The organism is Burkholderia sp. BCC1985 (genome assembly GCF_905339915.1).
Classification (GTDB): domain Bacteria; phylum Pseudomonadota; class Gammaproteobacteria; order Burkholderiales; family Burkholderiaceae; genus Burkholderia.
The window spans coordinates 82,940-94,766 of the sequence record NZ_CAJPGY010000015.1 but is presented as its reverse complement, the minus strand read 5'-3'; the positions used below and the strand labels follow the sequence as shown (position 1 = coordinate 94,766).

The window sequence follows — 11,827 nt, the reverse complement described above, 5'->3', positions numbered from 1 at the left end:
AGCGATCTCAATGCGGCAGCAGGCGCGTGAGCGCGGCGCTCGCGAGCGTCGCGATCTGCGCGAGGAAGTCGGTCGCCATCCCGTCGTGGAAGCGGCGCGGATCGGGCGAGCCGAGCACGAGCAGGCCGAACGCGGGCGCATCGGTCCCGCCGAGCGGCGCGCGCAGCGCGAGCAGCGCGACCGACGTGGCCGCGCCGCCGTCGCCGGCCGGCGCGGCTTCGGCGCCTTCCGCCGCATTCGCGGCCGGCGCCGCGAGCGCGGGCGCGAGCCACTGCGCTGCTTCGAATCCGGTGTTCGCGCCGCAGTACGGCGTCGACAGCCCGTTCGTGAAGAGGCGCACTTCCTCGCCGACCTGGCGCGCGAAATCGGCCTGCGCGTAGGTGTCGGCGACGTCCCATACGCGCAGCGCGGTTTGTGGCACGTCGAACACGTCGGCGATGCCTTCGGCGACCGTGCGCGGCAGCGCGTACGGGTCGCGTTCCGCGATCACGCGCGCGGTCCAGCGGCTGAACTTCGCGGACAGGCTGTCGTTCTCGTGGCCGTAGCGCACGAGCTCGGCGAGCCGGCGCTCGAGATGCTTGTTCTTGTCGCGCAGCATCTCCATCTGCCGCTCCTGCAGCGAGATCGCGGCCTTGCCGTGCGGGTTCGCGAGACGGATCGTCGCGAGCAATTCCGCATGTTGCGCGAAGAATTCGGGATTGGCGAGCAGGTAGTCGGCGACTTCGCGATCGTTCATGTGGCTGGAGCGTTCTTCGGTTATCGGGACGTTGAAGGGTCAGACGTTCAGGTCGATCTCGCCTTCGAACACGGTGGTGGCGGGCCCGGACATCATCAGCGCGGCGGCTTCGTCGCGCGCGCCGCCCCAGCCGATCGTCAGCGTGCCGCCATGCGTGTGCACGGTCACCGGCGAATCGAGCAGGCCGCGCCGGATGCCGGCCGCCACCGCCGCGCACGCGCCGGTGCCGCACGCGAGCGTCTCGCCCGCGCCGCGTTCGTACACGCGCAGCTTCACCTCGCTGCGCGACACGATCTGCATGAAGCCGGCGTTCACGCGCTGCGGGAAGCGGGCGTGGCGCTCGATCAGCGGGCCTTCGTCGAGCACGGGATACGCTTCGACGTCGTCGACGACCTGCACCGCGTGCGGGTTGCCCATCGACACCGTCGAGATCCAGCGCGTGTGGCCGCCGACGTCGAGCGGCCACAGCGTGTCGTTGCCTTCCGTCCGGCCGTCGAGCCCCGCGGCGTCGAACGGCACCTCCGCCGGCGCAAACACGGGCGCGCCCATGTCGACGACGACTTCGCCGTTGTCCTGCATCGTCAACGTGATCAGCCCCTTCATCACCTGCACGCGCACGCTGCGCTTGTCGGTCAGGCCGCGGTCGCTGACGAACTTCACGAAGCAGCGCGCGCCGTTGCCGCAGTGTTCGACTTCGCCGCCGTCGCAATTGAAGATCCGGTACTTGAAATCCGCGCCGTCGACGGTCGGTTTCTCGACGAGCAGCAACTGGTCGGCGCCGATGCCGAAGTGTCGGTTGGCGAGCGCGCGCACCTGCGCCTCGGTGAGCGGCGGCAGCGCGCGCGAATAGCTGTCGAGCACGACGAAGTCGTTGCCCGCGCCGTGCATCTTGGTGAACGAGAGTTTCACTGGGTCCGGAATTCCATGGCGAACAGGGCGGCCGGCACGACGGACGCGGCGCGCCGTCATGCCGGGCGGCGTCGTTCGTCGTGCTGATCTCAACCGCAAATGATACATGCAGCCGACAGGGGCGTCCTGCGCGGGCGGGGCGCCGGCCGTCGTTCGGGCGGCGGAGCTCGGCGATGCCGGCCGATCGGCTGACTGGTCGCGTGGGCAGGGAGTCGGCAGATTGAGGTGGTGCGATGTGGCGAGCGTTGTCGGGACAGGTGAATCCGGCAGCATGCTGCCCGGCGTTGCCAGTGCACGGGATTTTGCCGCGTGCCTGTTTTCGTACCGGTCAAATTGACAAATCAATCAGGCGATTCGTATAGTCTGGCTATACGCCATGTGGGCCATGCCGTCGAATCGCACTCGAGTGTGGGAGGCCCATGATCAAGTCATGGCAGCACAAGGGGCTGGAAGCGTTTTTCACGAACGGGAGCAAGGCTGGCATCCGGCCGGATCATGCCCCGAGGTTGCGGCGCCAGCTTGCCCGTCTCGACATGGCGAGCCAGCCGTTCGACATGAACGTACCCGGCTGGCGCCTGCATGGCCTCGCCGGCGGGCTGGAGGGTTACTGCTCGGTGAGCGTGAGCGTCAACTGGCGCCTGACGTTCAGATTCGAGGGCCCGGATGTCGTCCTGGTCAACTATCAAGACTATCACTGAGGTCATTCAACGCCATGACTCGCATCTTCAATCCGCCCCATCCGGGCGAGGCGCTGCGCGACGACGTCTTGCCGGCGCTCGGCCTGACCGTCACCGAAGCCGCCGCGCAGCTCGGCGTCACGCGCGCGGCGCTGTCGCGCATCCTGCACGGCCATGCCGGCATCTCGCCTGAAATGGCGCTGCGTCTCGAAGCGTGGCTGGGCGAGGAAAACGGCGGGAAGGCGGATCTGTGGCTGGCGCAGCAGTCGGCCTACGATCTCTGGCAGGCGCGCGCGAAAGGCGCGCCGAAGGTGGCGAGGGTGCAGGCGCGTATCTGACGACGCGCCCGCGGTTCGACTCAGTAGAGGCTCGGCTCGCCGGGCGGGCGCGTCTTGAAGCGCTTGTGCACCCAGTAATACTGCTCGGGCATCAGCGGAATCTGCTCTTCGAGGAATTCGTTCATCCGCCGCGCGTCGAGATCGTCGTCGCCGGTCGGGTAGTGATCCCACGGCTTGAACACCTTCAGCCGGTAACCCCGGTAGTTCGGCAGCACTTCGCCGATGAACGGCACGACCTGCGCGCGGCCCGTCTTCGCGAGCCGGCCGACGGCCGTCAGCGTGCACGCGGGCACGCCGAAGAAGGGTACGAACGTCGAATTGCGCAGCCCGTAGTCCATGTCGGCACCGAGCATCACCGGCTTGCGGTCGCGCAGCCAGCGCAGCACGACGCGCGCGCTGTCCGCGCGGCCGACCATCTCGGCGTCGAAACGCCCGCGCGCCTTCTTCGCTTCTTCCTCGAGGATCGCATTCGAGAACGGCTGGTACAGCGATCCGCAACGGCGCTGCAGTGAACGGTTCAGCCAGATCGAGCCGGCTTCGATGCCGACGAAATGCAGGCCCAGGAACAGCGTCGGGGGCAGATCGGGGTCCGTGAGATCGACCGCGCTGTCGACCTGAATCAGTTTCGCGAGCTTGCGCTCGGAGCCGAACCACTGGACGCTGCGCTCGACGTAGCTGCGGATCGCGTGGCGGAAATGCCGGCCCGCCACTTCCTCGCGCCGTTCGTCGCTCCAGTCGGGGAAGCAGAGTTTCAGATTGGTATGTACGATGCGCTTTCGCCGGCTGGGAATCTGGTACAGCAGCCAGCCGAGGCCGTCGCCGAACCGTGCGGTCAGACCGTACGGCAGCAGGGCGAGCAGCTTCAGCAAGCCGATGGCGAGGTGCGTGCCGAGGCGGCCTAGCATGCGGAATCTCCGTGGGGCCGGCTGGCCGGCGCGTTGCGAACAGGGGGGGAGGACAGCGGACGATGCAGCACGTGTGGCGCTCTGTGACAATTCACGAAAGCCGCTATAATACGGGCTTCGCCGAGTTAACTGACAACTTGCGGGGCGAAGCCGGCTGGCGCGAAGCGCGCTGCCCGGTCCTGGTAATCCGCTAAAGCGTCGCCGCTTCAGGCCCAACGAAGCTGGCTACGTGAAACCCACCGTAACCACACAGGAGCCTGAAAAAGTGGCAAACGATTATCTCTTCACGTCCGAATCCGTCTCCGAAGGCCATCCGGACAAGGTCGCGGACCAAATCTCGGACGCGATTCTCGACGCCATCCTCGAGCAGGACAAATACTCCCGCGTTGCGGCCGAAACGCTGTGCAACACGGGTCTCGTCGTGCTGGCCGGTGAAATCACCACGACGGCCAACATCGACTACATCCAGATCGCGCGCGACACCATCAAGCGCATCGGCTACGACAACACCGACTACGGCATCGACTACAAGGGCTGCGCGGTGCTCGTCGCGTACGACAAGCAGTCGCCGGACATCGCGCAAGGCGTCGACCGCGCGCATGACGACAACCTCGATCAAGGCGCGGGCGACCAGGGCCTGATGTTCGGTTACGCATGCGACGAAACGCCGGAACTGATGCCGCTGCCGATCTACCTGTCGCACCGTCTCGTCGAGCGCCAGGCCAGCCTGCGCCGCGACGGCCGCCTGCAGTGGCTGCGCCCGGACGCGAAGTCGCAGGTCACGGTCCGCTACGTCGACGGCAAGCCCGATTCGATCGACACCGTCGTGCTGTCGACGCAGCACGCACCGGACATCGAGCTGCCGGCGCTGCGCGAAGCCGTGATCGAGGAAATCATCAAGCCGACGCTGCCGGCCGACCTGATCAAGGGCGACATCAAGTTCCTGGTGAACCCGACCGGCCGGTTCGTGATCGGTGGCCCGCAGGGCGACTGCGGCCTGACGGGTCGCAAGATCATCGTCGATACCTACGGCGGTGCCGCACCGCACGGCGGCGGCGCGTTCTCGGGCAAGGATCCGTCGAAGGTCGACCGTTCGGCGGCGTATGCCGGCCGTTACGTCGCGAAGAACATCGTCGCAGCAGGCCTCGCATCGCGCGCGCTGATCCAGGTGTCGTACGCGATCGGCGTTGCCGAGCCGACCTCGGTGATGGTCAACACGTTCGGCACGGGCCGCGTGTCGGATGCGGTGATCACGAAGCTCGTGCGCGAGCATTTCGACCTGCGTCCGAAGGGCATCATCAAGATGCTCGACCTGTTGCGCCCGATCTACGAGAAGACGGCCGCTTACGGCCACTTCGGCCGCGACGAGCCGGAATTCTCGTGGGAAGCAACCGACAAGGCACTCGCGCTGGCCGAAGCGGCTGGCGTGGAGCCGACGGCACGCGTCGCATAAGCGTCGTCCGCCTGAAACGAAAAACCCCGGCATGCCGGGGTTTTTTTTGCGCGTCGCACGCCGGCGGAATGACGGCGCGCGCGACGATCGTGGCGGGCAGCGTGCCGCCGGCTCGGCTTCAGCGCGCGCCGAACCCGAACCAGCCGTTGCTCGCCGCGAGGCGGCGCGGGCGATTGACGCGGCGCTGCGGGCCCAGCGTGCGGCGCAGCGCGAGCGCGCGCAGCGACGACGGCTTCTGCAGCAGCGAGCGCAGGCCGGCGCGGCGGGCGAACGCCTGTGCGCTCATCATCGAGAAGAACGCGTGGAACCACGCGCGGATGCCGTCCAGCCGGCTATGTGCGTGCGTGTGCTCGGCGAGCGCCTGCGTGCGCGCGCGGTGATGGCGCAGCGGGCGGGCGGGAGCGGACGGCACGACGCGCTTCGCAGCGCGGCTGAGACGGGAAGTCAGACGGAATGGCATGTGAACGATGCTTCGCTTGTATGGATGGCGCCCTTGAAGAGCGCACTGGTATGAACGGCCTCGGATGGCGCAACGGATCTTACCGAAAGTCGTTGCGCGCCGCGCCCGCCAGAATTGACAGGCCGCGACAGGCTACCGGGGTTTCATGACGTGCAAAAGTCGCGATAAACCCTTGTGCCGCAAGCGTGTCGTCGCATACCGCCTGTCGCTGAGGCTCGCGCGGCGCCGCACAGTTCCCTTGAGCCAGATCAAATCGGCGATTGGCATGCCCCTGCGTACGACAATGGCGCTGTTCGCGGCATCCGGCGCCGATTTACAATCGTCACATTCACACAATAAACGTCTGGCATCCCATGTCGTCTTCATTGCAGTCGGAATCGATCCGCGCGCAAGTCGCGGAATTGCGCGAACGCGGCTTCGTCGTCGCGCGCGGCCTCGTCGGCGAAGCGCAGTGCGCGACGCTCAAGCAGATCGCGGCGCGCCAGTTGCAGGAAGCGGCGGAGCCGATCGAGTTCGAGGCGGATTTGCGCTACCCGGGCGCGCCCGAGTCGAAGCATGCGCCGGGCGGGCATACGGTGCGGCGGCTGCTGGACGCCTACACGCGCGATCCGGCGTTCGCCGAGCGCGCGATCGCGCCGGAAATCGGCGCGTGGATGCGCGAGTACTTCGGCGAGCAGCCGGTGCTGTCGCGCGCGCATCACAACTGCATGATGACGAAGCATCCGGCGTACGGCAGCCTGACGGGCTGGCATCGCGACTTCCGCTACTGGTCGTTCGAACGTGCGGACATGGTGTCGGTGTGGCTCGCGCTCGGCCCGGAAACGAATGAAAACGGGGCGCTCTGGCTGGTGCCGGGCTCGCACACGGCCGAATTCGGGCCGGAAGCGTTCGACGACGCGAAGTTCTTCCGCAGCGACCTGCCGGAAAACCGCAAGATGATCGACGCGGCAACCTGCCCGCCGCTCCAGACGGGCGACGTCGTGTTTTTCCACTGCAACACGCTGCATTCGGCGGGGCAGAACCGCTCCGACCAGGTGAAGTTCTCGCTCGTCTACACGTATCACGGCGTGAGCAACCGGCCGATGCCGGGCACGCGTTCGGCGGCGAAGCCGGAAGTGCAGTTCTAGCAGCGGTTCGGGCGGCGCTGCAGCCGCGTCGATGGTTCGATGCGGCGCGCGGCCGCGTGAGCGGATGAAGAAACGGGCGGCCTGGCCGCCCGTTGCGTTTTGTGCGGCCCGCATCGCGCGAGGCGGGCACGTCGTCGTGCGTCGCGCGGCTGCGTGATCAGCGCTTGTTGGCCGGCATTGCGAGGCCGATCAGGCCGATCAGCATCGCGACGGCGCCGCCGGCGATCAGCAGGATCGTTTTCGTGGCGGGCGAGCCGGTGAAGAAGCGCGACACGTTGTCGTTGATCGAATGGAACGACTGGCCGCCGAAATACAGCAGCACGACGCCGCCGACGAGCAGCGCAACCGAGATGACCCGGGACATACCAACCTCGCTGTAACGGTGATTCGAGACGCCGCAGTGTAGGCGACGCGCGCAGCCGCGTCCATTGCCGTGCGCGCATCGGCCACGTTCGCTACCATAGCCGTCGTATGTTTCCTTCGCCGCCGGCGCGTGATGTTCGCGCGCGGCGCGCGTCCCTTCCCCGACGTCCTGACGGAACCGACTCATGGCCTACGAAGCAGCTTCCGAACGTTATGCCGACATGCAATACCGCACCTGCGGCAAATCCGGGCTCAAACTGCCCGCCCTGTCGCTCGGCCTGTGGCACAACTTCGGCGACTCGACGCCGATCGCGACGCAGCGCGAGATCCTGCGCACCGCGTTCGACCTCGGCATCAATCACTTCGACCTCGCGAACAACTACGGGCCGCCGTACGGCAGCGCCGAAACCAACTTCGGCCGGCTGCTGAAGGAAGATTTCCGGCCGTACCGCGACGAGCTGCTGATCTCGACGAAGGCCGGGTGGGACATGTGGCCGGGGCCGTACGGCAGCGGCGGCGGGTCGCGCAAGTACGTGCTCGCGAGCCTTGACCAGAGCCTGCAGCGCATGGGCCTCGACTACGTCGACATCTTCTATTCGCACCGCTTCGACGCGCACACGCCGCTCGAGGAAACCGCCGGCGCGCTCGCATCGGCCGTGCAGCAGGGCAAGGCGCTGTATATCGGCATCTCGTCGTACTCGGCCGCGAAGACGCGCGAGATGGCCGAACTGCTCGCGCAATACAAGGTGCCGCTGCTGATCCACCAGCCGTCGTACAACATGCTGAACCGCTGGATCGAGCCGGACCTGCTCGGCACGCTCGACGAGATCGGCACGGGCAGCATCGCGTTCACGCCGCTCGCGCAGGGGCTGCTGACGTCGAAATACCTGAACGGCGTGCCGGACGACGCACGCGTGAACAAACCGGGCGGCGGCTCGCTGAAGCAGGATCACCTGAGCGCGGAGAACCTCGAGCACGTGCGCAAGCTCAACGGCATCGCCGAGCGGCGCGGGCAGAGCCTCGCGCAAATGGCGCTCGCGTGGGTGCTGCGCAATGGCCGCGTGACGTCCGCACTGATCGGCGCGAGCCGTGCGGAGCAGGTGCGTGAAAACGTCGGCGCGCTGAAGAATCTCGAATTCTCGGCCGACGAACTCGCGGAGATCGATCGCCATGCGATCGAGGGTGGCATCAATCTGTGGGAAAAGCCGTCCACCGATCAGGCGATCTGACCGGCAGCAACGACGGCTGATACGGGATGCGAAGCATTGCATGCCGTATCGCCGCGCACGCACGCCGTCGCGTCGCTGCAATGCAGCGACGTGACCGCCGCGCGCCGACGCGTGGCTAGAGGAGTGCAGGCAGGCCCTCGACGAGCAATACCGCAACGCCGACGCCGAGGATGACGCCGAGCACGCGCAGCAGGTTGTGGCGGAATTCGGTTGCGCACGGCACCGCGCCGAGAAATAGCGCTCCGGCCAGCGCCATCGGAATCAACAGGATGAAGTCGCCGATCGTGAAATAGGTCGTCATGCGTGTCTCCGTAGTCGGCCGGAACAGGCGCATGCGCGTCTTCCAGCCCCATGCCGGGCATTTCTCTTGTTCGGCCGACCGATTCGCGATTGCGAGCGGCTCGGACAGTTCGAGTATAGGCAAGCTCGCTGCGTTTTTCGCTATCCGAACCATTAAAAGTATGCGGAAAACCCGGGGGATTCCGCATTTTTTCCGCGAACTGGACGAATGCCTTGCGCAAGTCTTTCCCGTTCCTTTCGATTGGCGCGGAAACGTCGTACGTGTTCGCTACGGGCTGCCGCATCCGCGGGCGCGGCAGCCCGGCCGCTTATGCGCGATCGGGTTGCGCGCGAACGGCGGGCGTGCGGAACACGAGCGCGAGGCCCCCGACGATCGCCCCCATGCCGGCGAGCGCGAGCGGTTCGGGCCGGTTGCCGAGCCAGAGCGCGTCCATCAGCGTGGTGACGACGGGCACGAGATAGAACAGGCTCGTCACGTTGACGAGATCGCCGCGCTGCATCAACCGGTAGAACAGCAACTGCGCGATCACCGAGATCACGATCCCGAGCCACAGCAGCGGCACGACGAACGCCCAGCCGATCTCGAGCGAGATCGGCCGGAACGGCAGGATCGCCACGCACAGCGCGAGGCCGATCGCGTTCTGCAGCGGCAGCACGTCGGCAGGCGCCGCGCGCACGCGCTTTTGCAGCAGCGAGCCGGCGGTCAGCGCGACGAGCGCCGTGAGCGCGCAGGCGACGCCGATGACCGGCAGGCCGGCACCGCCCACGCCGCGGCACACGACGAGCGCGAGACCGGCCAGCGACAGCCCGAGCCCGGCGATACGCATCGGTTGCCAGCGCCGCTCGACGATCGCGAGCGTGAGGATCGGCTGCACGCCGAGGATCGTCGCGAGCACGCCCGGCGCGATCCCGCGGTCGAGCGCGAGCAGGTAGAAGATCGAATAGCCGCCCATCATCAGCAGGCCGGTCAGCGCGGCCATGCGGCGCTCGCCGCGTGGCGGCAGCCAGCGTCCGCGCATGACGGCCAGCGCGAGCAGCACGAGTGACGCGAGCGCGAATCGCGCGGTGAGAAAGACGAACGCGGATGCGTGATGCAGACCGAGTTCCGCGAAGATCGCGCCGCTGCTCCACAGCAGGACGAAGAGCGACGTCACGCCATGCGCGGCGAGCGCGCGTTTGAACGAAACCATGTGAATCCACCTGTCGAACGGATCGAAACGTTACATGTCGCGCGTGCGGGAACGCGTCGTGCGCGATCACGCACGAACGGCCCGAACGGGCAAATGGAAAACGGAAACCGAAAGCCGGCTGGTCAGCCGACGCGTGCCGCCGGCGGGGGCGGCGCGGCGCCGACGAGCGGCGGTGCGACAGGAGGAGGGAGGACCGACGGATGCGCGCACGCCTGCGGCCGCGAGTCGAACTGCGGCCTGGATTTTGCGAGAGCGGACGTGAGCGGATGCATCGTGTCGAAATGCGCTTGAACGCGAATGAACGTCAAAGGTAACGCAAGGCGGTCGTGCAGCGCAACCGGCGGCGCACCGGCATCGCCATGCGCTATGGCGCCACGACACGATGACACTACGACATCACGCCGCACGCCGCGCGTCGGTAGCCGCGTGAGTCTTGTTCGAGGAAAGGAGACGCGGCATTGAGGCGCGAGGCCGCGGGCGTGGTTCCGTTCGCTGCGCTCACGCGAAGTCTCCTCGCGACCGGGCAAAGGGCAGACGATACGCCTGTCGTGCGATTCGCGTGCGCGCCGCGCGTATGGCCGGATTCGGCGGACGGTCACATTCGACAGGGTATGATGGGGGTATCCGCCCGTGCAAGCGCACGCGCGGCGCAGTGGTTGATTGGAGACATTCGACGAATTCGCGGCACTTCGCCTGCTTCTTCTTCTTTTCGCGCTTCGATAAACCGTGAACAATGGGATCACGCGCAACACCCCGACGAGGGCGGCGCGGATCGTGCATTTGCCGGCTCGCCAGCGAGCCGGGTTTCAAGTTTCAAGAGTGGGGAACCATCATGCATGTCGGGTCGATTGTCTGCACTACCCATATCGCAGTGCCGAAGGGCGCGCGCGGCATCGTTCAGCGCGTTCTGGGCGACATGGCCATGGTGACCTGGTACGCGGGCGTGCCGGGCGAGTCGAAGGAACTCAACACCGAGCCGTTCTTTCTCGAGGACCTGATCGACACCGGCGAATCCGTGCTGCCGGCCGGCGCCGCGATCCACTGAGCGCGCGTGCCGCACCGGGCGCTCGTGTTTCGGCGCGGCTGACGGCACAATGCGGGGCATGAAAGACGACACTTCCGCCCCCGCAGCTCCTGCCGGCCCGCCGTTCGCCGGCCTCACGCCCGAGTGCGTGCTCGACGCGCTCGACAGCGTGCTGATGCCGTCCGGGCTGCGCACCGACGGGCGCCTGCTCGCGCTCAACAGCTACGAGAACCGCGTCTACCAGGTCGGCATCGAAGACGGCCCGCCGGTCGTCGCGAAGTTCTACCGGCCCGCGCGCTGGTCGGACGACGCGATCCTGGAAGAACACGCGTTCGTCGCCGAACTCGCCGCGCGCGAGATTCCGGCGGTGCCCGCGCGCGTGTTCGACGGCCGCACGCTGCACGCGTTCGACGGCTTCCGCTTCTCGATCTTCGAGCGGCGCGGCGGCCGCGCGCCCGATCTCGACCGCAGCGACACGCTCGAATGGCTCGGCCGCTTCATCGGCCGGATTCACGCGGTCGGCGCGACCGAGCCGTATGTCGCGCGTCCGGTGCTCGACATACGCACGTTCGGCTACGAGCCGCGCGACTACCTGCTCGCGCACGATTTTCTTCCCGACGATGTCCGGCCCGCCTACGAGACGGCGGTGAACCTCGCGCTCGAAGGCGTCGAGGCCGCGTTCGAGCGTGCGGGCGAGATTCGCCTGCTGCGCACGCACGGCGACTGCCATCCGAGCAACGTGTTGTGGACCGACGCAGGCCCGCATTTCGTCGACTTCGACGATAGCCGGATGGCGCCCGCCGTCCAGGATCTGTGGCTGCTGCTGCCGGGCGATCGCGAAGGCGCGTCGCGCGCGCTCGCGGACCTGCTCGCCGGTTATGAGGACTTCTGCGAATTCGAGCCGCGCGAGCTGCATCTGGTCGAAGCGCTGCGCACGCTGCGCTTGATCCACTACGCGGCCTGGCTGGCGCGCCGCTGGGACGATCCGGCGTTTCCGGCCGCGTTCCCGTGGTTCAACACGCATCGCTACTGGGAAGCACGCGTGCTCGAGCTGCGCGAGCAGATCGGCGCGATGCAGGAAGGGCCGCTCTGGCCCGTGTGACGTGCGACGGCGCG

At 67.2% G+C, this 11,827-nt stretch carries 14 protein-coding genes; 7 read left to right on the top strand and 7 right to left on the bottom strand.

All coding sequences use genetic code 11. The features are described from left to right. Positions 1-7 precede the first annotated feature (7 nt). Both U4Z31_RS17465 and dapF read right to left on the bottom strand, forming a co-directional pair. Positions 8-736: a DUF484 family protein gene (locus U4Z31_RS17465; RefSeq protein ID WP_321810944.1), complete on the bottom strand. Its 729-nt coding sequence runs from the start codon at positions 734-736 to the stop codon at positions 8-10. A 39-nt stretch (positions 737-775) separates the two neighbouring features. Continuing rightward, positions 776-1,645 carry a diaminopimelate epimerase gene (dapF, locus tag U4Z31_RS17460; RefSeq protein ID WP_124486686.1) on the bottom strand — a complete coding sequence of 290 codons (870 nt, stop codon included), beginning with the start codon at positions 1,643-1,645 and terminating at the stop codon, positions 776-778. Positions 1,646-2,064: 419 nt separating this feature from the next. Between dapF and U4Z31_RS17455 the strand changes: the two genes are divergently transcribed. After that, the gene (locus tag U4Z31_RS17455; RefSeq protein ID WP_044847848.1) at positions 2,065-2,343 is read left to right on the top strand and encodes a type II toxin-antitoxin system RelE/ParE family toxin; all 279 of its coding nucleotides are present in this window, start codon (positions 2,065-2,067) and stop codon (positions 2,341-2,343) included. Positions 2,344-2,357: 14 nt separating this feature from the next. Then, positions 2,358-2,660 (top strand): HigA family addiction module antitoxin, encoded by a 303-nt coding sequence (locus U4Z31_RS17450; RefSeq protein ID WP_044847849.1) that lies wholly within the window; start codon positions 2,358-2,360, stop codon positions 2,658-2,660. A gap of 20 nt (positions 2,661-2,680) precedes the next feature. On the opposite strand, the gene lpxL is transcribed toward U4Z31_RS17450, so the two are convergent. Beyond that, entirely contained in the window at positions 2,681-3,565 is an 885-nt protein-coding gene (gene lpxL, locus U4Z31_RS17445; protein ID WP_321810943.1) for a lauroyl acyltransferase LpxL, read from the bottom strand. Between the two features lie 265 nt (positions 3,566-3,830). On the opposite strand from lpxL, the gene metK reads away from it, so the two are divergent. Then, positions 3,831-5,018 carry a methionine adenosyltransferase gene (metK, locus tag U4Z31_RS17440; RefSeq protein WP_044847851.1) on the top strand — a complete coding sequence of 396 codons (1,188 nt, stop codon included), beginning with the start codon at positions 3,831-3,833 and terminating at the stop codon, positions 5,016-5,018. A 118-nt stretch (positions 5,019-5,136) separates the two neighbouring features. On the opposite strand, the gene U4Z31_RS17435 is transcribed toward metK, so the two are convergent. Continuing rightward, positions 5,137-5,478, bottom strand: a complete 342-nt coding sequence (locus U4Z31_RS17435) for a hypothetical protein (protein ID WP_044847852.1) — start codon at positions 5,476-5,478, stop codon at positions 5,137-5,139. Positions 5,479-5,831: 353 nt separating this feature from the next. Between U4Z31_RS17435 and U4Z31_RS17430 the strand changes: the two genes are divergently transcribed. Next, on the top strand, positions 5,832-6,605 hold the full coding sequence (locus U4Z31_RS17430; RefSeq protein ID WP_257773986.1) for a phytanoyl-CoA dioxygenase family protein: 774 nt from the start codon (positions 5,832-5,834) through the stop codon (positions 6,603-6,605). A 157-nt stretch (positions 6,606-6,762) separates the two neighbouring features. On the opposite strand, the gene U4Z31_RS17425 is transcribed toward U4Z31_RS17430, so the two are convergent. Continuing rightward, positions 6,763-6,969, bottom strand: coding sequence for a DUF3185 family protein (locus tag U4Z31_RS17425; RefSeq protein ID WP_044847854.1), 207 nt, complete (start codon positions 6,967-6,969; stop codon positions 6,763-6,765). A 184-nt stretch (positions 6,970-7,153) separates the two neighbouring features. Between U4Z31_RS17425 and mgrA the strand changes: the two genes are divergently transcribed. Further along, positions 7,154-8,197 (top strand): L-glyceraldehyde 3-phosphate reductase, encoded by a 1,044-nt coding sequence (gene mgrA, locus U4Z31_RS17420; RefSeq protein ID WP_124486683.1) that lies wholly within the window; start codon positions 7,154-7,156, stop codon positions 8,195-8,197. Between the two features lie 115 nt (positions 8,198-8,312). Here mgrA and U4Z31_RS17415 read toward each other — a convergent pair whose 3' ends face one another. After that, complete coding sequence (locus tag U4Z31_RS17415) at positions 8,313-8,498, bottom strand: hypothetical protein (protein ID WP_014895742.1); 186 nt, start codon at positions 8,496-8,498, stop codon at positions 8,313-8,315. A gap of 307 nt (positions 8,499-8,805) precedes the next feature. Further along, positions 8,806-9,687: a DMT family transporter gene (locus U4Z31_RS17410; protein WP_321810942.1), complete on the bottom strand. Its 882-nt coding sequence runs from the start codon at positions 9,685-9,687 to the stop codon at positions 8,806-8,808. Positions 9,688-10,519: 832 nt separating this feature from the next. Between U4Z31_RS17410 and U4Z31_RS17405 the strand changes: the two genes are divergently transcribed. Both U4Z31_RS17405 and U4Z31_RS17400 read left to right on the top strand, forming a co-directional pair. Further along, on the top strand, positions 10,520-10,732 hold the full coding sequence (locus U4Z31_RS17405) for a hypothetical protein (RefSeq protein ID WP_011886311.1): 213 nt from the start codon (positions 10,520-10,522) through the stop codon (positions 10,730-10,732). Positions 10,733-10,781: 49 nt separating this feature from the next. Beyond that, entirely contained in the window at positions 10,782-11,813 is a 1,032-nt protein-coding gene (locus tag U4Z31_RS17400; RefSeq protein WP_321810941.1) for a serine/threonine protein kinase, read from the top strand. Positions 11,814-11,827 lie beyond the last annotated feature (14 nt).

What these genes read in the sequence shown, in the direction of transcription:
- U4Z31_RS17465 (WP_321810944.1), bottom strand. Translation starts at nt 736, where the DNA reads ATGAACGATCGCGAAGTCGCCGACTACCTGCTCGCCAATCCCGAATTC.
- U4Z31_RS17455 (WP_044847848.1), top strand. Translation starts at nt 2,065, where the DNA reads ATGATCAAGTCATGGCAGCACAAGGGGCTGGAAGCGTTTTTCACGAAC.
- U4Z31_RS17450 (WP_044847849.1), top strand. Translation starts at nt 2,358, where the DNA reads ATGACTCGCATCTTCAATCCGCCCCATCCGGGCGAGGCGCTGCGCGAC.
- lpxL (WP_321810943.1), bottom strand. Translation starts at nt 3,565, where the DNA reads ATGCTAGGCCGCCTCGGCACGCACCTCGCCATCGGCTTGCTGAAGCTG.
- U4Z31_RS17435 (WP_044847852.1), bottom strand. Translation starts at nt 5,478, where the DNA reads ATGCCATTCCGTCTGACTTCCCGTCTCAGCCGCGCTGCGAAGCGCGTC.
- U4Z31_RS17430 (WP_257773986.1), top strand. Translation starts at nt 5,832, where the DNA reads ATGTCGTCTTCATTGCAGTCGGAATCGATCCGCGCGCAAGTCGCGGAA.
- U4Z31_RS17425 (WP_044847854.1), bottom strand. Translation starts at nt 6,969, where the DNA reads ATGTCCCGGGTCATCTCGGTTGCGCTGCTCGTCGGCGGCGTCGTGCTG.
- mgrA (WP_124486683.1), top strand. Translation starts at nt 7,154, where the DNA reads ATGGCCTACGAAGCAGCTTCCGAACGTTATGCCGACATGCAATACCGC.
- U4Z31_RS17415 (WP_014895742.1), bottom strand. Translation starts at nt 8,498, where the DNA reads ATGACGACCTATTTCACGATCGGCGACTTCATCCTGTTGATTCCGATG.
- U4Z31_RS17410 (WP_321810942.1), bottom strand. Translation starts at nt 9,687, where the DNA reads ATGGTTTCGTTCAAACGCGCGCTCGCCGCGCATGGCGTGACGTCGCTC.
- U4Z31_RS17405 (WP_011886311.1), top strand. Translation starts at nt 10,520, where the DNA reads ATGCATGTCGGGTCGATTGTCTGCACTACCCATATCGCAGTGCCGAAG.
- U4Z31_RS17400 (WP_321810941.1), top strand. Translation starts at nt 10,782, where the DNA reads ATGCGGGGCATGAAAGACGACACTTCCGCCCCCGCAGCTCCTGCCGGC.